Annotated in this window: 23 protein-coding genes; 7 read left to right on the top strand and 16 right to left on the bottom strand. The window is 64.9% G+C overall.

From position 1 onward, the window contains the following. Positions 1 to 33: 33 nt before the first annotated feature. From serB to MFF62_RS00545, 4 genes are all read left to right on the top strand, one after another. Positions 34 to 888, top strand: a complete 855-nt coding sequence (gene serB, locus MFF62_RS00530; RefSeq protein WP_238258990.1) for a phosphoserine phosphatase SerB — start codon at positions 34 to 36, stop codon at positions 886 to 888. A gap of 261 nt (positions 889 to 1,149) precedes the next feature. After that, on the top strand, positions 1,150 to 1,461 hold the full coding sequence (locus tag MFF62_RS00535) for a hypothetical protein (RefSeq protein ID WP_238258991.1): 312 nt from the start codon (positions 1,150 to 1,152) through the stop codon (positions 1,459 to 1,461). Beyond that, the gene (locus MFF62_RS00540) at positions 1,458 to 1,748 is read left to right on the top strand and encodes a hypothetical protein (RefSeq protein WP_238258992.1); all 291 of its coding nucleotides are present in this window, start codon (positions 1,458 to 1,460) and stop codon (positions 1,746 to 1,748) included. The genes MFF62_RS00535 and MFF62_RS00540 overlap by 4 nt, the downstream gene beginning before the upstream one ends. 10 nt (positions 1,749 to 1,758) lie before the next feature. Continuing rightward, the gene (locus MFF62_RS00545) at positions 1,759 to 3,390 is read left to right on the top strand and encodes a PepSY-associated TM helix domain-containing protein (RefSeq protein ID WP_238258993.1); all 1,632 of its coding nucleotides are present in this window, start codon (positions 1,759 to 1,761) and stop codon (positions 3,388 to 3,390) included. Positions 3,391 to 3,482: 92 nt separating this feature from the next. Here MFF62_RS00545 and MFF62_RS00550 read toward each other — a convergent pair whose 3' ends face one another. The 11 genes from MFF62_RS00550 to phaC all read right to left on the bottom strand — a co-directional run bounded on the left by MFF62_RS00550 (position 3,483) and on the right by phaC (position 15,372). Beyond that, positions 3,483 to 4,697, bottom strand: a complete 1,215-nt coding sequence (locus MFF62_RS00550) for a cystathionine beta-lyase (protein ID WP_238258994.1) — start codon at positions 4,695 to 4,697, stop codon at positions 3,483 to 3,485. Positions 4,698 to 4,779: 82 nt separating this feature from the next. Then, complete coding sequence (locus MFF62_RS00555) at positions 4,780 to 5,364, bottom strand: hypothetical protein (protein WP_238260024.1); 585 nt, start codon at positions 5,362 to 5,364, stop codon at positions 4,780 to 4,782. Positions 5,365 to 5,435: 71 nt separating this feature from the next. Beyond that, the gene (gene bktB / locus MFF62_RS00560) at positions 5,436 to 6,620 is read right to left on the bottom strand and encodes a beta-ketothiolase BktB (protein ID WP_238258995.1); all 1,185 of its coding nucleotides are present in this window, start codon (positions 6,618 to 6,620) and stop codon (positions 5,436 to 5,438) included. Between the two features lie 135 nt (positions 6,621 to 6,755). Next, positions 6,756 to 8,129: a 30S ribosomal protein S12 methylthiotransferase RimO gene (gene rimO / locus MFF62_RS00565; protein ID WP_238258996.1), complete on the bottom strand. Its 1,374-nt coding sequence runs from the start codon at positions 8,127 to 8,129 to the stop codon at positions 6,756 to 6,758. Between the two features lie 140 nt (positions 8,130 to 8,269). Beyond that, a complete protein-coding gene (locus MFF62_RS00570) occupies positions 8,270 to 9,262 on the bottom strand; it encodes a tRNA dihydrouridine synthase (protein ID WP_238258997.1) in 993 nt (330 codons plus the stop codon). A 40-nt stretch (positions 9,263 to 9,302) separates the two neighbouring features. Then, positions 9,303 to 9,539 carry a DarT ssDNA thymidine ADP-ribosyltransferase family protein gene (locus MFF62_RS00575; protein WP_309295891.1) on the bottom strand — a complete coding sequence of 79 codons (237 nt, stop codon included), beginning with the start codon at positions 9,537 to 9,539 and terminating at the stop codon, positions 9,303 to 9,305. 117 nt (positions 9,540 to 9,656) lie between these two features. Then, positions 9,657 to 10,178 carry a hypothetical protein gene (locus MFF62_RS00580; protein ID WP_238258998.1) on the bottom strand — a complete coding sequence of 174 codons (522 nt, stop codon included), beginning with the start codon at positions 10,176 to 10,178 and terminating at the stop codon, positions 9,657 to 9,659. Positions 10,179 to 10,414: 236 nt separating this feature from the next. After that, positions 10,415 to 10,966, bottom strand: coding sequence for a polyhydroxyalkanoate synthesis repressor PhaR (phaR, locus tag MFF62_RS00585; RefSeq protein ID WP_238258999.1), 552 nt, complete (start codon positions 10,964 to 10,966; stop codon positions 10,415 to 10,417). A gap of 417 nt (positions 10,967 to 11,383) precedes the next feature. Further along, on the bottom strand, positions 11,384 to 12,124 hold the full coding sequence (locus MFF62_RS00590; protein ID WP_238259000.1) for a 3-ketoacyl-ACP reductase: 741 nt from the start codon (positions 12,122 to 12,124) through the stop codon (positions 11,384 to 11,386). 112 nt (positions 12,125 to 12,236) lie between these two features. After that, the gene (locus MFF62_RS00595; protein ID WP_238259001.1) at positions 12,237 to 13,415 is read right to left on the bottom strand and encodes an acetyl-CoA C-acetyltransferase; all 1,179 of its coding nucleotides are present in this window, start codon (positions 13,413 to 13,415) and stop codon (positions 12,237 to 12,239) included. A 76-nt stretch (positions 13,416 to 13,491) separates the two neighbouring features. Continuing rightward, a complete protein-coding gene (gene phaC / locus MFF62_RS00600; RefSeq protein ID WP_238259002.1) occupies positions 13,492 to 15,372 on the bottom strand; it encodes a class I poly(R)-hydroxyalkanoic acid synthase in 1,881 nt (626 codons plus the stop codon). A 321-nt stretch (positions 15,373 to 15,693) separates the two neighbouring features. Here phaC and MFF62_RS00605 point away from each other — a divergent pair, with 321 nt between their 5' ends. Further along, positions 15,694 to 15,924 (top strand): hypothetical protein, encoded by a 231-nt coding sequence (locus MFF62_RS00605; protein WP_238259003.1) that lies wholly within the window; start codon positions 15,694 to 15,696, stop codon positions 15,922 to 15,924. Here MFF62_RS00605 and pgeF read toward each other — a convergent pair. Then, positions 15,921 to 16,727, bottom strand: coding sequence for a peptidoglycan editing factor PgeF (gene pgeF, locus MFF62_RS00610; protein WP_238259004.1), 807 nt, complete (start codon positions 16,725 to 16,727; stop codon positions 15,921 to 15,923). The genes MFF62_RS00605 and pgeF overlap by 4 nt on opposite strands. Further along, a complete protein-coding gene (locus MFF62_RS00615) occupies positions 16,711 to 17,988 on the bottom strand; it encodes an RluA family pseudouridine synthase (protein ID WP_404990527.1) in 1,278 nt (425 codons plus the stop codon). Before MFF62_RS00615 ends, pgeF begins: the two co-directional genes overlap by 17 nt. Here MFF62_RS00615 and MFF62_RS00620 point away from each other — a divergent pair. Further along, positions 17,972 to 18,802 (top strand): outer membrane protein assembly factor BamD, encoded by an 831-nt coding sequence (locus tag MFF62_RS00620; protein ID WP_238259006.1) that lies wholly within the window; start codon positions 17,972 to 17,974, stop codon positions 18,800 to 18,802. The two genes, MFF62_RS00615 and MFF62_RS00620, sit on opposite strands and share 17 nt — an antisense overlap. A 114-nt stretch (positions 18,803 to 18,916) precedes the next feature. On the opposite strand, the gene MFF62_RS00625 is transcribed toward MFF62_RS00620, so the two are convergent. Together MFF62_RS00625 and MFF62_RS00630 are read right to left on the bottom strand one after the other, a co-directional pair. Further along, on the bottom strand, positions 18,917 to 19,519 hold the full coding sequence (locus MFF62_RS00625; protein WP_238259007.1) for a response regulator: 603 nt from the start codon (positions 19,517 to 19,519) through the stop codon (positions 18,917 to 18,919). Then, the gene (locus MFF62_RS00630; protein ID WP_238259008.1) at positions 19,497 to 20,618 is read right to left on the bottom strand and encodes a polysaccharide biosynthesis/export family protein; all 1,122 of its coding nucleotides are present in this window, start codon (positions 20,616 to 20,618) and stop codon (positions 19,497 to 19,499) included. Before MFF62_RS00630 ends, MFF62_RS00625 begins: the two co-directional genes overlap by 23 nt. A gap of 212 nt (positions 20,619 to 20,830) precedes the next feature. Here MFF62_RS00630 and MFF62_RS00635 point away from each other — a divergent pair, with 212 nt between their 5' ends. After that, the gene (locus MFF62_RS00635) at positions 20,831 to 21,466 is read left to right on the top strand and encodes a response regulator (protein WP_238259009.1); all 636 of its coding nucleotides are present in this window, start codon (positions 20,831 to 20,833) and stop codon (positions 21,464 to 21,466) included. Between the two features lie 26 nt (positions 21,467 to 21,492). Here the strand turns inward: MFF62_RS00635 and MFF62_RS00640 are convergent, their stop codons facing one another. Further along, a complete protein-coding gene (locus MFF62_RS00640; protein WP_238259010.1) occupies positions 21,493 to 23,694 on the bottom strand; it encodes a DNA repair helicase YoaA in 2,202 nt (733 codons plus the stop codon). Between the last annotated feature and the right edge of the window lie 11 nt (positions 23,695 to 23,705).

Genomic DNA, 23,705 nt, shown 5'->3' on the forward strand with positions numbered 1-23,705 from the left:
GCCCTTCCCTGCATCGCCCTCTTTCCCGCCGTCATGCCCCTGATTCTCCAGAGCCTGTCCCCGCTGTCCGACGCCGACCTCGACGCCGTGCGCGCGGTAGCCAACGCCCCCGACCTCGCGCTGCGCACCGACACCGTGGCTGCCGCAGACCACTGCGATCCGCTGACCCCGGCCCTGCGCGATGCCCTGGACCAGACCTGTGGCGCACGCGGCATCGACTGGGCAGTGGTGCCGGCGGGCCGCAAGCTGTCGGACTTCCGCCTGGTGGCGATGGACATGGACTCGACGCTGATCACGATCGAGTGCATCGACGAGATTGCCGACTTCTGCGGGCTCAAGGCCGAGGTCTCGGCCATTACCGAAGCCGCGATGCGCGGCGAAATCACCGATTTCAATGAAAGCCTGCGTCGCCGCGTGGCGCTGCTGAAGGGCCTGGATGCCAGCGTGCTCGATCGCGTCTACGCCGAGCGCCTGAAGCTGTCGCCGGGCGCCGAGCGCATGCTGCAGGCAGTGCAGGCGCTGGGCATGAAGACGCTGCTGGTGTCAGGCGGCTTCGTGCATTTCACCGACCAGCTCAAGCCGCGCCTGAAACTCGACTTCACGCGGGCCAATATGCTGGAGATCGTCGACGGCAACCTGACCGGCAACGTGGTGGGCGAGATCGTCAATGCCGACGTGAAGGCCCGTACCGTGCGCGAAGTCTGCGAGCAGATCGGTGCCGATCCTTCGCAGGCCATCGTGATGGGCGACGGGTCCAACGACCTCAAAATGATGGCCGTGGCCGGCCTGTCCGTGGCATTCCGGGCCAAACCCGTTGTGCGAGCCCAGGCCAGCGTCGCCTTCAACCACGTGGGACTGGACGGCCTGCTAAACCTGTTCCCGCACTGAGCGTCGACACCGATCCCGCACTACTAGCCCGCCGATGCCGTCGGCGGGCTTGCCTTCCCCGCCTTTCTGCCCCGCCCCACGCGCCGCCTCGCGCACATCCGCACACTTCGCGGCATCTGTCACATTACATTTTCGTCATTGGCATTTCGGCTGCAAACGTCCCGCAATGCGACATAAGGTCTTGATTTCCTTGTGAAATCAAATGCGAATCATTATTATTATTTCTTTCCCGCAATCCAGACCTTTCCGGTAATCCGACGCATGCAGGCGTTAGCCGTATTTCTCTCCCTGGCCGCAGCCGCGTGCCTGTATCTTTCCGCGCCCAACCAGGTGCTTTGCGTGGATGCCGACAACAACGGCCGCGCCCCGTTGCCGCCGCGCCTGCTGTTCTGGCTGGGCATCGCCCTCGCCATTGGTGGCACCTGGCTCATGAGCATTCCCGAAGGCTGGCCCGTGGCCATTGCCGCCACGCTCGTCACGCTGACCTGCTGCCTGTCGACCTGGCCGTTCATCGGCACGTGGATCCACCACAAGCGCTATGACGACATGCCCAACGAAGGGAGCGCGTCATGATCGGCACCAAATGGCTCGCCGGGGCATTGCTGGGCCTGCCCCTGGCCATCGCGCTTTGCACGCTTGGCATCCTGTGGCTGCCGGGCGGCTGGGAAGGCGGCGTGGTTCTGGCCATCACCCTGAGCTTCGTGCTGTGGGTGGCCATCATCAGCGCCAGCCTGATGTTCCAGACCAGCCGGGCCGCCTGGCTGTGGCTGATCGGCGGCAACCTGGCCTGCTACGGCATCCTGTGGGCGGTACGCCTGATGCACGCGATGCCGCCGGCATCGGCGGCGCTCGGCCATTGAGGCAATTTGCATGAAACCCAATACCATGCGCGTGTTCAACACGCTTCATACCTGGGTCGGCCTGATGGCCGGCTGGGCGCTGTTCATCGCATTCTTCGCCGGTGCGATCACCGTGTTCCACCACGAACTGCACGTCTGGCAGAACCCGGCGCGCCTGGAAGGCCGCCACGCCACCGAAGTGCACGTGGATGGGCCGGCCATCGACGCCTTCGTGCAGAAGCTGGTAGCCGTGCATCCGGACGCCGCCAACAGCGTCTACGTGGGCCTGCCCAGCAAGGAAGAGCCGGACTTCAACGCCTACTGGCAGGACAAGGCCGGCGAATGGCACACGATGAACGGCGAGCGCCTGAATGGCGACAAGACGGCCCAGGCCAATACGTCGCTCGATCACGTGACCGGCGAGCTGTCGGCCTTCCTGAACGCCTTGCACTATTCGCTGGGCCTGGGCCTGAACGGCATGTACTTCATGGGGATCATTTCCGTGCTGTATGGCCTGGCGCTGGTGTCTGGCGTGATCCTGCATCTGCCGCGCCTGAAGAAGGACCTGTTCTCGGTGCGTCCCGGACGCAACCTCAAGCGCTTCTGGATGGACACGCACAACGTGCTTGGCCTGTTCAGCCTGCCATTCCACCTGATCTTTGCCATCACGGGCGCATTCTTCTGCCTGTCGCTGGTGATGGTCATGGTCTTCAACGTGCTGACGTTCGACGGCAAGCTGTTCGAGTCGGTGCCGCGTGTTACCAGCGCCACGCCTGAAGTCACGGCAGCGGACCGCGCGTCGCCCACCATGTCCTCGGCGCAGTTGCTCGCCATCGCACGCGAACATGGCGGCGAACGCTTCACGCCGAGCGCGATCCGCTTCCAGCGCTACGGCGACGCGAATGCCGTGGCCGAGGTGCGTGGCGACAGCGCTCGCGCGTTGGGCAACGGTGGCTCCGTGGGTATCCACGCGGCGGCCAACGAGCCCAATGCCGGCCAACTGATCGCCAACCAGACTGCTGGCGCGCGGGACACCAACCACGTGGTCTACAGCGCCATGTTCGCGCTGCACTACGGCACCTACGGCGATCTGGCGGTGCGCTTCGTGTACCTGCTGGCCGGCCTTGCCGGGGCGTTCCTGTTCTACTCCGGCAACCTGCTCTGGATCGAGACTCGACGCAAGAGCCGCCAGGCCGAACAGCCGCGCGTGCACAAGCTGCTGGCCCAGGCCACGGTCGGCGTCTGCATCGGCACCTGCATTGGCGTGGCGCTCTGCTTCCCGGCCGCGCTGCTCTGGCCCGAGCGAGCCGTCAGCTACGTCTTCTGGCCGGTGTTTGCTGCCGCCGTGGCATGGGCGCTGGTGCGCCCGCCTATCCGCGCTGCCGTAGAACTGCTCTATGTGGCAGCGCTGGCCACGCTGGCCGTGCCGGTATCGAACTGGGTGCTGACCGGCGACAATCTGTTTGCCGCTGCGCTCCACGGCCGCTGGGTCATCGCCGGGTTCGATTCGGGCGCCATCGCGATGGCGGTCGGCTACATCGCCCTGGCCCGCGCCACGCAACGTCGCGCGCAGAACGGGCCGGCCGAGTCCGTCTGGGCGACGCGGACGGCCTCCGCCCAGGCGGCTCCGCAGGCCACCATGCGCAAGGCGGATGCGTCCTGAGCGGTATCTCCGGCGTCATCCGAAACAACAAAAAGCCCCGCTTCGTGCGGGGCTTTTTGTTTGGGGAACGCCTGGACGCCTGGGCAAATGGCCTAGCGCAGACAGGTCTCCATCGCCTGCTTCAGATCGGCGATCAAGTCGCGCGAGTCTTCGAGGCCGATGTAGAGCCGCACCAGCTCCCCGGCATTTTCCCAGCTGGCAGGCGGCCAGGTACCGGCCGGTCGCATCGTATCGATGTGATACGGAACGGCAAGGCTGTGCGCCCCACCCCACGACCAACCGATGGCGTACAACTTCAGCGCCTCCACGAACGCATCCACCTGCTCGCGCGAGAAGCGGCTGTGCAAGATGATCGAGAACAATCCGCTGGCACCCGAAAAATCACGTGACCATTCCGCGTGACCTGGGCAATCGGGCAATGCCGGGTGCAATACGCGCGTGACTTCCGGCCGCTGCTTGAGCCATTCGGCAATTTCGCGTGCCGCGCGATCATGCGCCGCCAGGCGAACGGGCATGCTGGACAGCCCGCGCAGCACCAGGAAGCAGTCGTCGGCCGAGACGCCCCAGCCCATGATCATGCGGGTGCGCTTGAGCCGGTCATGCAGCTTGTCGTCGTGCGTGATCACGGCGCCCATCAGGAGGTCGCTGCCACCCGATTGGTACTTCGTCAGCGCCTGCACCGAGATATCGATGCCTTTCGCGAACGGCTTGAAGTAGACGCCGGCGGACCACGTGTTATCGATTGCAGTCACCACACCTCGGGCACGCGCAGCTGCCACGATCGCCTCGGAGTCCGGCACTTCCATCGTCACCGAGCCCGGCGCCTCCATCCAGATCAGCCGCGTATTGGGCTGAATCAGCGATGCGATGCCGGCGCCAATCGACGGATGGTAGTAACGCACCGTCACCCCGAATTCACGCGCCAACCATTCGCCGTGATCGCGGTTCGGGCCATAGACGTTGTCCGGCACCAGCACGTCATCACCGGTGCGCAGCAAGGCAAAGTAGACCAGCGAGATGGCGCCCATGCCCGAAGGCAGCAGCAGCGTATGCCGGCCGCCCTCGATCTGCGCCAGCTGCTGGCACAGTGCCTCGCTGGTCGGCGTGGCGTGCAGGCCATAGCGCCAGTACGTCTTGCTGCGGTCGCCATAGGCGCGCAGTTCGGCAAGATTGCGAAAGACGATGGTGGAACCGCGGTACGTGGGCGTGGAGAACGATTCAAAGCCCGGCGCGATGTCCAGTTCGGGCTGGACTGCGGTGGTCTGGACAAAACGAGGGGGGTTGCGGGACGAGTCGGAGACAGACACGGCGTATTCCCTGGAAAAATCGGATCAGGCGTCCGAGCTTACCAGCAAATGCCGCGCTCGCCACGCGATGTGGCGCAACAGGCTAGCGCGACTTGCCCGTGGAGATCGATGACTTTGGCGGCGGCGGCGCGTAGGTAACGCCGCTGCTCGGCGTCATGTCGAACGGCGGGATCACCAGGTATCCGCCAAATGGCCGGATGAAAAAAGGCAGGACGATAGCGGGATTGTAGGCATCGGTCCAGGTGCCACGCACCGCGCCGTTGCGGTCGACCTGCCCTTCCCAGTTGCCGGAAACCCGCGTGCCATCGTCGGACTCTTCCATCAGGAAGGCGCCGTTTTCCCATTCACCGGACAACAGGCGCACGCCTTTGCCATCACCGATCGAGTACTCGCCCTGCAGGCTGTCACGCGTGTCGGTCTTCGGCGCAATGCGCATCCGCACCTGCCGGTCGCCGACCGTACCCACGTACACCGGATACTGCGCATACTCCTGGCGTGGTGCCAGCGTCCCGGTCGGCCCGGTCGACAACGACGCCCCGCGCTTGGCTTCCCCCGCGCGGATGGCGTCGTTGATGCCAAACCCGCCGCCCTGCCCGTCACCTGTCGACAATGTATCCCCCGCAGCTTGAGCCACCACCGGCAGCGCAAGCGCCGCGGCAATCGTCATGGCATGCAGGAAGTACGACGGTTTGAAACGGGACAAGGCAGGCTTCCTCGGCAACTCTGCGGGTGGTGACGTCAAACGCGCTCGAAGATCGCGGCAATGCCCTGCCCACCGCCGATGCACATCGTGACCAGTGCGTACCGGCCCTGAATGCGCTGCAGCTCGTGGATAGCCTTCACGGTGATCAGTGCACCCGTGGCGCCAATCGGATGGCCGAGCGAAATGCCGGAACCGTTCGGATTGACCTTGGCCGGGTCCAGCCCCAGGGCCTTGGTCACTGCACAGGCTTGCGCGGCGAACGCCTCGTTGGCTTCCACCACATCCAGGTCCTTGACCGACAGGCCAGCGCGTTCGAGCGCAATCTTCGTGGCAGGCACAGGGCCGATGCCCATGGTCTTCGGATCCACGCCGGCATGACCGTACGACACCAGTCGCGCCAGCGGCTTCAGCCCGCGACGCTCTGCCTCGGCACGCTCCATCAGCACCACGGCCGCAGCCGCGTCGTTGAGGCCCGATGCATTGCCAGCCGTGACCGTGCCGTTTTCCTTCACGAACACCGGCTTCAGCTTCGTCATGTCGTCCATGGTGGCGTCATGCCGCACATGCTCGTCGGTGTCGAACACGACATCGCCCTTGCGCGTCTTCAGCGTCACCGGAACGATCTGATCCTTGAAGTAGCCAGCCTTGATGGCTGCCGAGGCCCGACGATGCGATTCCAGCGCGGTCTCGTCCTGCTGCTGGCGCGTGATGTCGTATTCCTTGGCGACGTTCTCGGCCGTCACGCCCATGTGGATCGCGTGGAACGGGTCGTGCAGCGCGCCCAGCATCATGTCGATCAGCTTGGCATCGCCCATGCGCGCGCCCCAGCGGGCCATCGGCGCCAGGTAAGGCGCCCGGCTCATGCTTTCCGCACCGCCGCCAATCGCCACCTGGGCATCGCCCAGCAGGATGGTCTGTGCCGCGCTGACAATGGCTTGCAGGCCCGAGCCGCACAGGCGGTTGACCGTCAATGCCGGCGCGTTGATCGACACGCCGCCGTTCACGGCTGCCACGCGGCCCAGGTACATGTCCTTCGGCTCGGTCTGGATCACGTTGCCGAACACCACGTGGCCGACGTCATCGCCGGACACGTTGGCGCGAGCCAGCGCTTCGCGCACAACCAGCGCACCAAGTTCGGTCGGGGCGAGGTCCTTGAGACCACCGCCAAAGGTACCAATTGCGGTGCGCACACCGCTGACAACCACCACTTCACGCGTCATGTCTTGTCTCCATGCGTTATGTTGCGGTGCACAGTATAGTCGTGGCCACCAAAAAGTGAACGACCGTACTTTTACCTAATTGTCTGCACAGGCACCCGCTGTCTTGCTTGTCAAACCCGCCGGATCAAGCGCTGGTCAGGCGATCTCGCCCCACAGGTCGTGCCCGTCGGCGCCCGTGATCTTCACGTTCACGAAATCGCCGGTCTTGTAGCGTTGCGACGGCTTCGCGGCCGGATCGATGTAGACCAGGCCATCGATTTCGGGGGCATCCGCCGACGACCGGCCGATACCGCCCTCCTGGTTCACTTCGTCGACCAGCACCCGCAACGTCTGCCCCACCTTGCGCTGCAGCCGGCGCGCCGATACCGCTTCGGCAACTTCCATGAAGCGGGCACGGCGCTCTTCGCGGACTTCATCGGGCAACGCACCGGGCAGGTTGTTGGCCGTGGCGCCTTCCACCGGCGAATAGGCAAAGCAGCCCACGCGGTCGAGTTCGGCTTCGGCGATGAAATCGAGCAACGTCTGGAATTCGGCCTCGGTTTCCCCAGGGAAGCCGGCGATGAACGTGCTGCGAATCGTCAGATCCGGACAGATCTCGCGCCACGCACGAATGCGGTCGAGGGTCTTCTCCGCATTGGCCGGCCGCTTCATGCGCTTGAGCACGTCGGGATGCGCGTGCTGCAGCGGCACGTCCAGATACGGCAAGACATGGCCCTGGTTCATCAGGGGAATGATTTCGTCGACGTGCGGATACGGATACACGTAGTGCAGGCGCACCCAGGCACCATACTGGCTTGCCAGCTCACCCAGCGCCCCAACCAGTTCGGTCATGCGGGTCTTGAGCGGGCGACCGGCCCAGAAGCCCGTGCGGTACTTGACGTCGACGCCATAGGCGCTGGTGTCTTGCGAAATCACCAGCAGCTCTTTTACGCCGGCCTTGAACAGGTTCTCGGCCTCGAGCATCACTTCGGCCACCGGGCGCGACACGAGGTCGCCCCGCATCGACGGGATGATGCAGAAAGAGCAACGGTGATTGCAGCCTTCCGAAATCTTCAGATAGGCATAGTGCTTCGGCGTGAGCTTGATGCCGGCGGCCGGCACCAGGTCGGTGAACGGATCGTGCGGCTTGGGCAGGTGCGTGTGCACGGCCTGCATGACCTCGCCCAGCGCATGCGGCCCGGTCACGGCCAGCACCTTCGGGTGCACCGAGGAAACAATGTCGTGCCCCGCCGCGTCCTTCTTGGCGCCCAGGCAGCCGGTCACGATCACCTTGCCGTTTTCAGTCAGCGCTTCGCCGATCGCGTCCAGGCTTTCCTGAACGGCCTCGTCGATGAAACCGCAGGTGTTCACGACCACAAGGTCGGCGCCGTCGTAGGTACCGCTGATGGCATACCCTTCGGCGCGCAGTTGCGTGATGATCTGCTCGGAATCAACCAGTGCCTTGGGACAGCCAAGTGACACAAAGCCGACTTTCGGCGCAGGATTGGACAGATTGATTTCAGACGACATGGGGCACCGCGCTCTGCTTTTTGGGGATTCGGGAGTCGGGGCACGTCCGACCATTCCCGGTGGCGCGCCGCACTGGCTATGGGCTTCCGGCAGCAGTGGCAAGCTCGTGCCGGGCGCCGTCGCCTCGAAAGACCGCGATTTTACCCCGGTTTGCGGTGATCTTGCCCAGCCGTGTGGCTAGAGGCACGTCGAGCGCGCGCGATGACTTCGAGAATTTCGTGCGAATCGTGGAGGCACCGGATCGCGGTGTGCAGCTCGGCGGCTTCCGGCCAGGTCCGCTTGAGATAGCTGAGCCACATTTTGACGCGTCCATGCTCATGGCGAGCCGCCACTCGGACTTGCAGCTTTCTCAAGTAGTCGTCGAGTAGACCCAGCACGGCCGGCCACTCTTCGCCGGAAGGCGCCTGATCCATCAATCCACGGATACGCAAGGCCAGGAACGGGTCCGACACGGCGCCACGCCCGATCATCACGTCCGCGCAACCGCTCACCGCTCTGCACCGCTGCCAGTCCGCCACTGTCCAGACTTCGCCGTTGGCGATGACCGGTACATCCACCGCGTCGTCGATCCGTGCGATCCACTCCCAGTGGGCCGGCGGCCGGTAACCATGGTCACGGGTTCTGGCATGTACGACCAGGTGCGCAGCGCCGGCTTCCGCCAGCGCCGTTGCACAGTCAATGGCGAGCGAGGTGTCGGACACGCCAAGCCGCATTTTTGCCGTCACGACGATGCCGGCCGGCACGGCTGCGCGAACGGACGACACGATTCGGTTGAGCTGCTCAGGATCCGCCAACAGCATGGCGCCGCCACCGTGCCGGTTGACGACTTTCGCGGGGCAGCCGAAATTCAGATCGATGCCATGCGGCGACAGACTGGCCGCCCGGGCCGCATTCACCGCCATCCATTCAGGGTCACTGCCGAGCAACTGAATCACCATCGGCGTGCCGCTGGGGGTGCGGCCTCCGTCGAGGATTTCGGGCGTATCTCTCTCGTAGACCCGCGTGGGAAGAACTGAACCCGTCACCCGGACGAATTCCGACACGCACCCGTCGAATCCGCCTCTGCGCGTCAACACGTCACGCAGCACGTAGTCTGCGAGCCCTTCCATCGGTGCAAGAAACAGCTGGCTCATGCGAGAACGGCGTCTAAGTTGCCGCGCCGCACTGGGTTGGCTATGGGTGTCCGGCGAGCCTATCGGGCGCCGTTTCCTTGAAAGACCGCGATGTTACCCCGGATTGCGCGCCAGCGCGGCGCCGTATCGTCTTCGCAAGGGCATAGTGCGCGTCCATAGTGGTTCCCGCCGCCCCGTCGCGAACGACCCGGGCGTCACACCAGAGCCCTCCATTCGCAATGATGGAGCCAAGTCGATCAACGTGGACGATGTGATAGATCTTCGGATTGACAGGTATTTTTCAGCCTCCCCTCGGGCAGCCAAGCGACACGAAGCCGACTTTCGGCGCAGGATTTCACCCTGTGCGGACGGTCTTGACTCAGCCAGATACACGAGCCGCCCCGGCACCCGTCCGTCAGGGGCCGATCAGTCCCGCCATCCGTTCGATGGCGGGCTTCCAGCCATATGCCAGCCCAAGCACAATGCCGCCGCCGGTCGCGACCCAGAGCACCTTGTTGACACGTTCCCGCAACGTTGCGATCTGCTGCCCATTGGCATCGATGCGCCTCGTCAGGTTGGTTTCGACCTTGTCGACATGCGTCTCCAGGGTGTCGAACCTGGTATCGATCTGGTGGAAGCGCGATTCGGTCCGTGCCTCGAAGTTTTCCAGCCTGGTCTCGATCCGATTGCACCGTGCATCCCACCGTGCCTCCTGAGCCTGCCGCTCCGCCGTCCACTGCGCTCGCGCTTCCGCATGTTTTTCCGAGGCATCGAGCCGCTCGACGATCGCCTGCGGGGACGACGTGAGGGCACCGATATCGCGCTGGATCATCGAGAGTTGGCCGTAGACGCCCAGCGCGAACTCGACGACATTTGAAAAGCCCTGGGTCTTGCCGTTATCGGGCGCGAGGCGCCATGCTTCTGCGTGACTGGACAAGGGTGTACCTCCGTTTCGGCGAATGACCTGAGCGAGGAAAATCCGCTCTTCAGGTCGCCCTGCTTCCAGGGCATGGCCGATTGGAGCACACGAAATCCGGCGAGTCATGGCGCTCCACGGAGTGCATCACGAATGTGGCAGTTCGCCAGACAATCGCAACATCTAGTGGCCGCCACACAACGAAAAAGGCCCTGCTGTTGCAGGGCCTCGGTACCAATCGCGGTGGATGGCGCAGCTTACTTCTTGTCCTGCTGATTGAACGGGAACGTGCCGAACATGCTCTTGGCCTGGTTCTGCATCTGCTCCTGCATCTGCACGAACAGGTTCTTGCTCTGCTCGATGTAGTTGCTCATCATGCCTTGCATCATCGGGCCCTGCAGGTTCATGAACTGCGACCACATGTCGGGGCTGAATGCCTCGCCCGAATACAGTCCCTTCGAGTTCTCGGCCAGCTTGGTCTGGATGTCGATGAAGGCCTGGATGTTCTTTTCCAGGTAGGTGCCCATCATGCCCTGCATGGCATGGCCGTAGAAACGGATGATCTGCGACAGCATGGCGCTCGAGAACATCGGCACGCCGCCCGTTTCTTCCTCGAGGATGATCTGCAGCAGGATGCTGCGCGTCAACTCGTCGCCCGACTTTGCGTCGACGACCTTGAAGTCCTCGGTATCCATAACCAGCTGCTTGACGTCCGCGAGCGTAATGTAGGTGCTGGTTTGCGTATCGTAGAGCCGGCGATTGGGATATTTCTTGATCAGTCGCTCTGCGCCTTTCTTGGTCGTGGCCATCGGTGCTCTATCCTTTTGTCGTCGCTGATGCCGGCGGTTGGCATCCGCTGCTGCGCCTTCGCCAACGCTGCTGCACCGCATGCGGTGCAGTGCGCAATGGGCGCGTCGCTCCAGCTGGAAGCGACGCCAAAGGCGCGCGAGAAACAACCGGACCAGACCCTGTGGAGCGCTCTCCTTTGGTGCCGGTTGCGCCATTGCCCTGATTCTATGCTCAAGAAAGCACTATGGAAAGCCGGCAGTGTTTAAGGAAAACCCGCAGCAAACGGCGCAGCGCCATGAAACAAAAGACCGTCCGCGCGCCAGTTGGCGCCCGAACGGTCCTTTTACCTGCCTGGCAGCGGGGAGGCGAATCCGGCTTGTGCACCGCGCTGGATGCATTGCATCAACGCGCGCACCGGCCGGCTCCTCTCGCCGGCGTCAGCCCATGTGGAGGCCGCCGTTCAGCGAGAAGTCCGCACCCGTGGAAAAGCCCGATTCGTCCGACGCCAGCCAGGCGCAGATCGAGGCGATTTCAGCCGGCTCGCCCAGACGCTTGACCGGAATCGTGCCGACGATCTTGTCCAGCACATCCTGGCGGATGGACTTGACCATGTCGGTGGCGATATAGCCGGGCGACACAGTATTGACCGTCACGCCCTTGGTGGCCATTTCCTGCGCCAGCGCCATCGTGAAGCCGTGCAGGCCAGCCTTGGCCGTCGAATAGTTGGTCTGGCCGAACTGCCCCTTCTGGCCGTTCACCGACGAAATATTGACGATCCGGCCGAAGCCGCGGTCGGCCATGCCATCGATGACCTGCTTGGTCACGTTGAACAGCGACGTCAGGTTGGTGTCGATCACGGCGTCCCAGTCGGCGCGCGTCATCTTGCGGAACACCACGTCGCGGGTAATGCCGGCGTTGTTGATCAGCACGTCGACCTCGCCCACCTCGGCCTTGACCTTCTCGAAGGCTACCTTGGTCGAATCCCAGTCGGCCACGTTGCCCTCCGACGCCACGAACTCGAAGCCGAGTGCGCGTTGCTGTTCGAGCCATTTCTCGCGGCGCGGCGAATTCGGGCCGCAGCCCGCCACGACCTTGAAGCCGTCCTTGGCCAGGCGCTGGCAAATCGCGGTTCCGATGCCGCCCATTCCGCCGGTCACATATGCAATGCGCTGAGTCATATCCACTCCTAGTTGGCTCGCTCGATCGTTGTTATCGATGCTCAGGTTGTGTTGCCGAACCCGGCGGCCGACGTTCCTCGGCACGCCCCCACCGGGTCACCCCTCACTACAATCAGCGCTCGACAGCCAGCGCCACGCCCATGCCGCCGCCAATGCACAGCGACGCCAGGCCCTTCTTCGCGTCACGACGCTTCATCTCGTGCAGCAGGGTCACCAGGATGCGGCAACCCGAAGCGCCGATCGGATGGCCGATGGCGATGGCGCCACCGTTCACGTTGATCTTCGACTGGTCCCAGCCCATCTGCTGGTGCACGGCCAGCGCCTGGGCGGCAAAGGCCTCGTTGATTTCCATCAGGTCCAGGTCCTTGACCTCCCAGCCCGCGCGCGACAGGCAGCGCTTGCTGGCCGGCACCGGGCCCATGCCCATCACGGCCGGGTCCACGCCGGCGTTGGCATACGCCTTGATCGTGGCCAGCGGGGTCAGGCCCAGTTCCTTGGCCTTGGCGGCCGACATCACCACCACGGCGGCGGCACCGTCGTTCAGGCCCGACGCGTTGGCGGCGGTCACCGTGCCTGCCTTGTCGAAGGCGGGCTTCAGGCCGGACAGGCTGTCCAGCGTGGCGCCATGGCGCACGAACTCGTCGGTCTTGAACGCCACCGGGTCGCCCTTGCGCTGGGGAATCATCACGGGGACGATTTCCTCGTCGAACTTGCCAGCCTTCTGGGCTGCCTCGGCCTTGTTCTGCGAACCCACGGCGAACTCGTCCTGGGCTTCGCGCGTGATGCCGTATTCCTTGGCAACGTTTTCCGCCGTGATACCCATGTGGTACTTGTTATAAACGTCCCACAGGCCGTCGACGATCATCGTGTCGACCAGCTTGGCATCGCCCATGCGGAAGCCGTCGCGCGAACCCGGCAGCACGTGCGGGGCGGCGCTCATGTTCTCCATGCCGCCGGCCACCACGATCTCGGCTTCGCCGGCGATGATGGCATTGGCGGCCAGCATCACGGCCTTCAGGCCCGAGCCGCACACCTTGTTGATGGTCATGGCGGGCACCATGTCCGGCAGGCCGGCCTTGCGCGACGCCTGGCGCGCGGGGTTCTGGCCCGAGCCGGCCGTCAGCACCTGGCCCATGATCACTTCGCTGACCTGGTCCGGCTTCACGCCGGCGCGCTCCAGGGCTTCCTTGATCACGATGGCACCAAGCTCCGGCGCCGGGATCTTGGCCAGGGAGCCGCCGAACTTGCCTACTGCGGTACGGGCTGCGGAAACAATGACGATGTCGGTCATTTGAGGTCCTTTCGAGAAAGCGAATCGCGGATCGGTTCGAAACCGGGCTGGCCGCCACGGCCAGCCCGCATGAAAATCAGGCGCGCTGCTTGACGTAGCGGCCCGGCGCGGGCTCGATCGCCTTGTAGTGAGCGTTGCCGAATGCTTCGGGCGCGGTGCGCTTCTGGCCAGCCTGCTTGCCCAGCCATGCCATCCAGTCGGGCCACCAGCTACCAGCGTGCTCCTGCGCGCCGGCCAGCCATTCGTGGGCCGATTCGGGCAGCGCGTCGTTGGTCCAATGGCTGCGCTTCTTCTTGACCGGCGGGTTGATCACGCCGGCGATATGGCCCGAAGCCCCCAGCACGAAGCGCAGCTTGTTGCTGAGCAGCGCGGTCGATGCGTAGGCAGCCGTCCAGGGCACGATATGGTCTTCGCGCGACCCATAGATATAGGTCGGCACGTCAATCTCGCCCAGGTCCACCGGCGCATTGCACACCGTCAGCTTGCCAGGCACCTTCAGTTCGTCCTGCAGGTACGTATGACGCAGGTACCAGCAGTACCACGGGCCCGGCAGGTTGGTGGCATCGCCGTTCCAGAACAACAGGTCGAACGGCACCGGCGTGTTGCCCTTCAGGTAGTTGTCGACCACGTAGTTCCACACCAGGTCGTTCGGACGCAGGAACGAGAACGTGTTGGCCAGCTCCACCCCGCGCAGCAGCCCGCACGGCGCGCCGTTCGCGCCGCCCATGGTCGCTTCGCGCAACTGCACATGGGATTCATCCACGAACACGTCGAGGATGCCGGTATCGGCAAAGTCGAGCAGCGTGGTTAGCAGCGTCAGGCTGGCGGCCGGCTTCTCGCCGCGCGCGGCCAGCACCGACAGCGCGGTGGAGATGATCGTTCCGCCCACGCAGAAACCCAGCACGTTGATCTTGTCCTGCCCGCTGATATCGCGCGCCACCTCGATGGCCCGGATGGCGGCATGCTCGATGTAGTCGTCCCACGTGCGCTCAGTCATCGTGGCATCGGGATTGCGCCACGACACCAGGAACACCGTATGCCCGTTTTCGACGGCATGGCGCACCAGCGAGCTTTCCGGCTGCAGGTCGAGGATGTAGAACTTGTTGATGCAAGGCGGCACCAGCAGCAGCGGGCGCGCGTAGACCTTGTCGGTCAGCGGCTTGTATTGCAGCAACTGGAAGTATTCGTTTTCGTAGACCACCGCGCCTTCGGTCACGGCCACGTTGCGGCCCACTTCGAATGCAGTTTCGTCGGTCTGCGAGATCTTGCCGCGCCCCAGGTCTTCCAGCATGTTGCGCACGCCATTGCGCAGCGATTCGCCGCCCGATTCGATCAGGCGCTGCTGGGCATCGGGATTGGTGGCCAGGAAGTTGGCCGGCGACATGGCATCGACCCACTGCGACACCGCGAAGCGGATGCGCTGGCGCACCTTGGGATCAGCTTCCACGGCATCGGCCAGCTCGGTCATGGCGCGCGCGGTCAGCAGGTAGAACGCCGCGGTATAGCGGTACGCCGCGTTGTTGCGCCAGGCAGCACTGGAGAACCGGCGATCGGAAAGACGTTCGCTGGCGCCGCTGTTGCCATTGGGCGCCGGCGCGCCATTGGTCGTCATGGCACCCGCGCCCATTTCACGCCAGAGCTCGGCAAAATCCTTCAGGTAACGTTCCTGGATACCGGCCAGCTGGGTCGGGGCGATTTTCAGCGGCGCGCCGTTGGCACCGCCAGCCGGAAAAGCCTGCTGGAACGCCTTGGCAAAGGCATCGCCCATGGGGAAGCCACCGGGAAATGCACCGGACAAACCGGCCGGAAAACCTGCCGGCATTTCGCCATTGGTTTCGGGAGCCCACTGACGGGACCATTCCAGCCATGCGGCTGGATCGAATGGCCCCGGCGCAAATTGAAACGGTTGGGACTTGTCTTCCGTGCCGGAAGCTGCCGCACCTTTGCCGGTCGCCATGATGTAATCGTCTCTCTGCCAGTCGTGATGGATGACGGGCTCGGGGTAACTGTCTCCCGACCCGCCCCGTTTCCGGGTTGCGTCCGCAGGCCGCCGCTGGGGCGTTTGCCTCTTACGCTATGCTTGCCGGCGAAACCCTGGAATGCTTCCTCGGTTCCGATACATTTCGAGGCATTGTTGCCTTGCAATGTAGAGGCTGTCAATGCGGAAATCCGCATTGCCATTTTGCGGCCCGGGAAGTGAAGCCCGACCTACCGGACGGTAATTCTGGCGCGGGTTACCGGGCGGCACGACCCATTAATCGAGAAAGATGAAAGCCTGATGTATATCGTGGCAATTGGCTGGATCTACGTAACGCTGATGATGGCCATCACCGAGACCAATATCGTCGCCGGCGTGGCCACGTTCCTGTTCTACGGCGTGGCGCCGGTGTCGATCGTCATGTACATCATGGGCACGCCGGCTCGCAAGCGCCGGCGCAAGGCCAACGAAGCCAAGGAAGCTGCCGCGGCAGCGCGGCAGCCCGAGAGCAAAGGCGAAGGCGAAGCCTAGTCCGCCAGCCAGACCAGCGTGGCCATGCGGCCAGTGGTGCGGTCGCGGCGATACGAATAGAACCGATCGGCATCGGTAACCGTGCAGGCATCGCCGCCATGGACCTGCGTGCAACCGGCGCGCGCCAGGCGGATACGGGCCAGCGCGTAAAGGTTGGCCAGGTACTTGCCCGGCGCCCCCGCCACGAACGCCGCTTCCACGGCAGCCCGTTCCTCAGACAGCGCGCGATCCAGGAATGCCTCGCGAACCTCGACACCCACTTCGAAGGCATCGGGTCCGATAGCGGGCCCCAGCCACGCCACCCACTGCGCCGAGGGATCGGCGTTGGCGGCCATGCGCGCCAGCGTGGCCTCGATCACGCCATCGCAGAGGCCGCGCCAGCCGGCATGGGCCGCACCCACGACGGTGCCGGCCGCATTGCAGAGCAACACGGGCAGGCAGTCGGCGGTCATGATGGCGCAGACGTGTCCTGGCGCGGTCGCCACGCTGGCATCGGCGCGCGGTACGCCAGCGACATCGTCATCGGCGGTGACTACCCCACATCCGTGCACCTGTTCGAGCCAACGCGGCATGGCCGGCAACTGGCTGGCCAGCCGGGCGCGGTTGGCGGCCACCGCCGCCGGGTCGTCGCCTACATGGGTGCCGAGATTGAGCCCGCCGGGCTCGCCGTCCGCCAGTCCATACGGGCCTGCACTGACACCCCCGAAACGGGTGGTGGACAGCGCGCGCACGCGGGCAGGCGCTGGCCAATCGGGAACGATCCAAGCGGCCGCGCCGGTCGTCGGGTCAATCCTCGTCGTCATCGTCGTCGGCCTCCCCTTCGTACCACTCGGGTTCGTAGTCATCCTCGTCGTCTTCCTGCGCGTGGCCTTCGAAGTCCAGCGCATCGATCAGCGCCTGCAGGTCTTCGGGCGGCGGGGCTTCCCACGACTTCTTGCGGCCCGTCACGGGATGCACCAGCCCCAGCCGGTAAGCGTGCAGTGCCTGCCGCGTGAACGGTACGGGCAGCGGTACCCGGATGGCGGGACGCTGGCCGCGCTGGGTGGCCTTGTGATAGACCGGATCCCCTACCAAAGGATGGCCTACCGACTCGAAATGGACGCGAATCTGGTGCGTCCGCCCCGTTTCAAGCTGACACATCACCATCGACACCTTCGAGCGGCCCAGCGGCACCGTTCCCAGCGTCTTGAAATGGGTGCGCGACGGCTTGCCGCTGTTGGTATGCACGATGGCCATGCGCGTGCGTTCGCGCGGATCGCGGCCGATTGGCGCGTCGATCGTGCCCTCGTCGGGGGTTTCCCCCCAGACCAGCGCGATATACGTCCGTTTGACCGTGCGCGCCTGCAGTTGCCGCACCAGGTCGGTCTGCGCGGTCAGCGTGCGTGCCACCACCATCAGGCCGGACGTTTCCTTGTCGAGCCGATGAACGATGCCCGCGCGCGGCAGGCGCGCGGCGTGCGCATCGCGATGCAGCAGGCCATTCAGCACCGTGCCGCTCCAGTTGCCGGCGGCCGGATGCACCACCAGCCCGGACGGCTTGTCGATGACCAGCAGCACGTCGTCTTCGTACACCACTTCAAGCGGCACGTCTTCCGCTGTGAACGCCTGCGATTCCGGCGCGGCCTGGGGCACGATCTCGATCTGCTGCCCCATCTGCACCGACGCCTTGGCGCGGCTGGGCTCGCCATCCACGCGCACGACCCCGTCCTCGATCCACTGCTGGATGCGGCTACGTGAAAACTCACTGAAGTGCTGCGCGAGCAATTTGTCGAGCCGCTGGCCATGGCCGGCGCTGTCGACCTCCAGGTACAGTGGCATCAGATCGGGGGCGGCAGGCGCCGTGGCAGGCACCTCGTCGTTGAACTCGTCGCCCGCGTCACCGTCCTCTCCCTCATCGAGGGACGCGTCGAATTTCTCGGCGTCAAGCGCGTCGGATTCCTCTTCGGTCACGTCGGGCTTTTGGGTGTGGCGTTCCAGACCGGTTTCGGTCTTGGGGCTTCGGCTATAATGCTTGGCGCTATTTTTTTTCATCCGGAACAGGTTGCCCATGCAATTGCAGAGCATCAAGCGCGCCAGCTGGCGCGCGAAAATTGGAGCGGTTTTGCTCGCAGGCGGATGCGTCATGCTGTCGGCATGCGGCCTGCTGGGAGACCAGCCTGACGAAACGGCTGGCTGGTCGGCCAACAAATTATATTCGGAAGCGAAGGATGCTTTGGATGGCGGCGACTATTCGCGCGCCGTCAAGCTCTACGAAAAGCTCGAGGGCCGCTATCCGTTTGGCCGTTTTGCGCAGCAGGCACAGATCGACACCGCCTACGCCAGCTACAAGGACGGCGAGACCGCCGCCGCGCTGGCTGCCGTGGATCGCTTCATCCAACTCCACCCGAGCCATCCGAACATCGATTACGCCTACTACCTCAAGGGCCTGATCAATTTCAACGACAACCTCGGCTGGCTGGGCCGCTTCTCGGGCCAGGACCTGAGCGAGCGCGACCCCAAGGCTGCCCGCGCCGCCTATGACGCCTTCCAGACGCTGATCACACGGTATCCGGACAGCAAGTACACGCCCGACGCCACGCTGCGCATGCAGTACATCGTCAACGCGCTGGCGCAGCACGAAGTCCACGCCGCGCGCTACTACTACCGCCGTGGCGCCTACCTGGCCGCCGTCAACCGCGCGCAGCAGGCGCTGAAGGACTACGATGGCGCGCCCGCCAACGAGGAAGCGCTGTACATCATGGTCCGTTCGTACGATGCCCTGGGCATGAAGGACCTGCGCGACGATACCGCCCGCGTGATGGAGCGCAACTATCCGAACAGCGACTTCATCAAGTACGGCGCGCGCCGCAAGGACAAGTCGTGGTGGGAAGTGTTCTGATCGACTGATCGACTGAACGCCTTCCGCGGAAGACGAAAAGGCCGAGACCTGGCAACAGGCTCGGCCTTTTTGCTTTTGCGAGCCACCGGTTAGTCGCCCCCGCGCCCAGAACGTCTACGGCGAGTCCGGCACGCCCTTCCCGGCCGAATCTCGCGGCATCCCGATCGATAGCAGCCCGTTGTGCGCGCCATAGCGGCAGAGTTCGGCATCGCTGTCGATGCCAAGCTTCTTCATGGCGCTGATCTTGTGCGTGCTGACGGTCTTCACACTGCGACCCAGGTATTGCGCCATGTCGCTGACCGACATCCCGCCAACATAGAGCCGGATCACCTCCACCTCCTTCGGACTCAGCGTCGTGAGTGACGCATTAACCACAATGCGTCGAGGTGAGCCTGCGGCGGCGCGCGCCTTCGCCCGGGCGACATAGCTGCGCTGCTGGTACGCCGCCACGATCGCACGCCCCAGTTCATTGAGTCCGCTGCCTTTGCCAAGCACCGCGCAAGCGCCCGCATCGAGCGCGCTCTTCAGCATCGCCGCGTTTTCCTGCATGGTCGGCACGACGATCCGTACTGCGGGAAAGCGTTGGCGAATCGCTTCCAGCATCGGCAAACCATCCGTATGGCATGCACACGGCATGCACAGATCGGTCACCACCACGTCGCAGTTCCCCTGTGACAAGCGGTCGAACAGCGCATCAACATCGCCGGCTTCGCCCACGATGGAAAACCCCAGCTTCGTCGAGAGAATCTGCCTGGTTCACGACGCGTGCCCAGCGCGTGATGTCGCCGGCGTCGACGTAGACCACGTCGCGCGGCCGCAGCGGAAAGCCTTCGGCCAGCGCCAGTGCAACAGGCGAGCGCGCGTCGAGGTGAAATACCTCCGGCCGCCCTGCCGGATGCTTGCGCACGACGTAGATCTGACGGGGGTCGCTGGTCAGCGGATTCACGCCACCGGCCTCGCCCAGCGCTTCGCCCAGCGTCAGCCGGCCGTTGCGCGGCAGCGCCGCCACGGGGCGATTGACTTCACCCATCACGAATACCTTGCCGTCCTCGCGCTGCTCCACGCGCACGATGTCGCCGCCGCGCAACTGGATGTCGGCGGGGTTGCGGCCGGCGCGCAGCCAGGCAGGAAGATCGATGAGCCAGCTGCGGCCCTGGCGGGACACGCGGATGCGGCTGCTGTCGCCGGTGCTGACGTTGATGCCGCCCGCGCGGCCGAGCGCCTCGACCAGCGTCATCGGCACGTCGTCCACGTATTGCGGCCCGGGCGACTTCACCTCGCCGTCCAGATAGATGCGCTGGCTGCGATAGGCAAGCACGCGCACCGTCACCTGCGGTTTGCGCACCACGCGATCCAGCGCGCGCACCAGGCGCTCGCGCACCTCGGCCGCGCTCAGTCCGGCCACCTTCATGGCGCCTGCGTAGGGAAACTGGATCTCGCCCCGGTGGCTCACCACATAACCGGGAACGCTGGCGGCGCCGCTGTAGCCGGGAATCTCGTAGTCAATCCCCACGGTGTAGGTCTGGCTGGGGAATACCAGTTCGGGATGATCCCAGACGATGATCGACAGGATGTCGGCCGGACCGATGCGATAGGGCTGGGGCGCTCCCATCAAGTCGCCCACGTCGTGCTGGTCACGCACTACTTCGTCATGCAGCGAATTGACCAGGTCCCACGAGATCGGCGTGACGCCCTGCGGCAGGTCCGGGGGCGCCCCCTCGGCCAGTTCACCGTCGACCCGCATACCCGGCGCCAATGCGCACCCCGCCAGTACGACACTGGCAAACACCGACGCCACCCAGGCCTTTGCTCGCATGGTTCTGTTTCACGCCCTCGATCAAGGCGTGGATGCTAGCCAGACTTGCCCTGCCGCCCCCTAGGATTTATCCGATTCCCTCGCTCTGATGCGGCCGTACATCAAGGCCGGCGTTTTCGTACATCTGTGATGCGCTGACGACAGCCGATTCCTGTACGTTGCGGGCACGAAAATTCGCTTACGTTCCGAGCAACGCAGCACCAGGAATCCAGATGACTCCATCCGTGCCACAGATACGGGTCTGTCTGGCGGATGATCATCCACTGATCCTCGAAGGCATCCGCTGGCTCCTGTCGCAGACCCTCCACATTCGAATTGCCGGCGTCGCGCATCATCCCGCCGAGCTGCTTGACCTGCTGGCGAAGACCACGTGCGATGTGCTGGTCACCGACTTCCACATGCCCGGTGACCATGGCACCGATGGACTGCCACTGCTGGGCAGCATCCGCCGGCTGCATCCGCGGGTCCGCATCCTGGTGCTGACCAGTCTGCGCCATGCCGGGCTGTTCCAGAGCATCCTGCGCCTGGGCGTGGCAGGCATCGTTCGCAAGGACGGCAATATGTCGCAGCTCGCCACCGCCATCGAAGTGGCTCACCACGGCGGACGCTTTGTCGGCACTGCGTTACGCCAGGAGGATGCCGACCCGGCCGCCGCCGCGCTGCTGAGTGCGAGCGAACTGGAGGTGCTGCGGCTGCATGCCGGCGGCATGTCGGTGTCGGAGATTGCCGCCTACCTGAACCGCAGCATCAAGACCATCAGTACCCACAAACGGGCGACCATGGACAAGCTCGGCATCCATACCGATGCCGGGCTCTTCCTCTATGCGCGGAACAATGGGCTGGCGTGAGGCGGCGCGCAGGCCGCCCCGGTGGCCTAGTCGGCGGACGGCTCGCCGGCGGCGTCTTCGCCGGCTGGTGCGCGCAGGCTTTCGAGGAAACGGATCACCGTATCGGCCTCGCGCGTGCGCGTGAATGGGGGCAGGCTCTGCCAGATCTGGCGGCCGTAGGGCTTTTCCACGAGCCGGGTGTCGCAGATGGCCAGCACGCCGCGATCCGATTCCGAGCGGATCAGCCGCCCGGCGCCCTGCTTCAGCGTGATGACCGCGTGGGGCAACTGGTGCACGGCAAACGGGCTCAGGCCCTTCTTCTGCAGCACTTCCATGCGCGCGGCCAGCACCGGATCGTCGGGCGGCGCGAACGGCAGCTTGTCGATGATGACCAGCGACAGCGCCTCGCCGCGTACGTCCACGCCTTCCCAGAAACTCTGGCTGCCTACCAACACGGCATTGCCGAGCTGGCGGAAGCGTTCGAGCAGTTCGGTACGGCTGGCCTGGCCCTGCACCAGCAGCGGCAGGTTGATACCGCGTGCGGCAAACAGGTCGTAGAGCATGTCCGACGCCTTCTGCACCGCGCGCAGCGTGGTGCAGAGCAGGAACGTACGGCCACCGGCGGCCTCGATCAGCGGCAGCGCGCGCTCGACCACCGCTTCGGTAAACTGGGGCGAATTCGGCGCCGGCATGTCGCGCGGCACGTAGAGCAGCCCCTGCTTCGCATAGTCGAACGGGCTGGGCAGCGTCAGCGACTGGTCCTTGTTCAGCCCCAACTGGGCCGCGTAGTGCGTGAAATTGCCCTTCACCGACAGCGTGGCCGACGTGAAGACCCACGCGCGCGGCTGGCCCTCGCGCTGGCGCGTGAAGATCGGCGCGATCGACAGCGGCGTGCGGTGCAGTTGCACGGTGTGCGAGAACACCTCGACCCAGCGCACGGTGTCGGGTCCGGACGGCGCCGGCACGGGCGGCGCGGCTTCCGCCCCGGCGTCGGCGGGCTGGTCATCGGCCGATGCTGCAGGTGCAGCGGCCGGCGGCGCCGTGGTCGCGCGGTCATCGCGCCACACTTCGAGCCGGTGCGCCAGTTCCACGGCGCGGCGATGGCATTGCTCCAGCGTTTCGGCGCGCTCGGCCTGCGATGCCAGGGCTTCGACAAAGCCGGACAGCGCTTCTTCCAGCGCATCGAGCGTTTCGTAGAACGGTTCGGCCGTACGCGGGTCGGCATCGATCTGGCCCATCGCCATGCGCACGTTGTCGCGGCCGAAGGCCAGGCGCAGGTCGCGTGCGGCGCGTTCCAGGGGTGCGCCCAGGGCAACCCAGTCCACTGCGTCGCGCGCATGGGACAGCCCTTCCGCCACCGTGTCGCGCGCCAGCTCCAGAAGCTGGCTCGTCGACAGCGTTTCGCCAAAGAACAGCGTCGCGGTTTCCGGCAACTGGTGTGCTTCGTCGAAGATCACGGTATTGGCGGCCGGCAGCAGCTCGGCCATGCCGGTGTCGCGCAGCACCACATCGGCAAAGAACAGGTGGTGATTCACCACCACCACGTCGGCCTGCTGCGCCTCCTTGCGGGCGCGCATCACGAAGCATTCCTTGTACTGCGGGCATTCGCTGCCCAGGCAGTTGTCGCGCGTGGACGTCACCAGTTGCCAGACCGGTGCGTTCTCGGGCACCTCCGCCAGTTCGGCCTTGTCGCCCGTGGCGGTGGTCTTGGCAAAGCGGCCGATATCGCGCAGCCACGCCGCGTCCTGTTTCGACGCCATCCTGCCGTTGGCCTGCGCGCGCTCCAGGTGGTAGTGGCACAGGTAGTTGGCCCGCCCCTTGAGCAGCGCCACCGATACCGGCACGTTCAGCGCGTGGCGCACGGTGGGAATGTCGCGCAGATAAAGCTGGTCCTGCAGGTTCTTGGTGCCGGTGGACAGGATGACCTTGCCGCCCCAGAGCATGGCCGGCACCAGGTACGCAAACGTCTTGCCGGTGCCGGTCCCGGCCTCGACGATGACCGTGTCGTTCTGCGCGATGGCATTGGCGACGACTTCGGCCATCTTCTGCTGCGATGCGCGCGGACGGTAGCCCGGAATCGCCGTGGCCAGCGTGCCCGTTTCGGCAAACATCGTCGACAGTTGCGCGGCCTGCGAGGCGGCCTGGGCAGCCGAGGCCGCGACGACGGCATCGCCCGGCGATTCGGCGGCATCGTTGGCGTCGGGCGATCCGGTGGAATCGGTCAGGAGGTCGTCGGTGGGTTCGGACAAGGTAGGGCTTT

This window comes from Cupriavidus pauculus (assembly GCF_022179805.1).
GTDB classification, from domain to species: Bacteria; Pseudomonadota; Gammaproteobacteria; order Burkholderiales; family Burkholderiaceae; genus Cupriavidus; species Cupriavidus pauculus_E.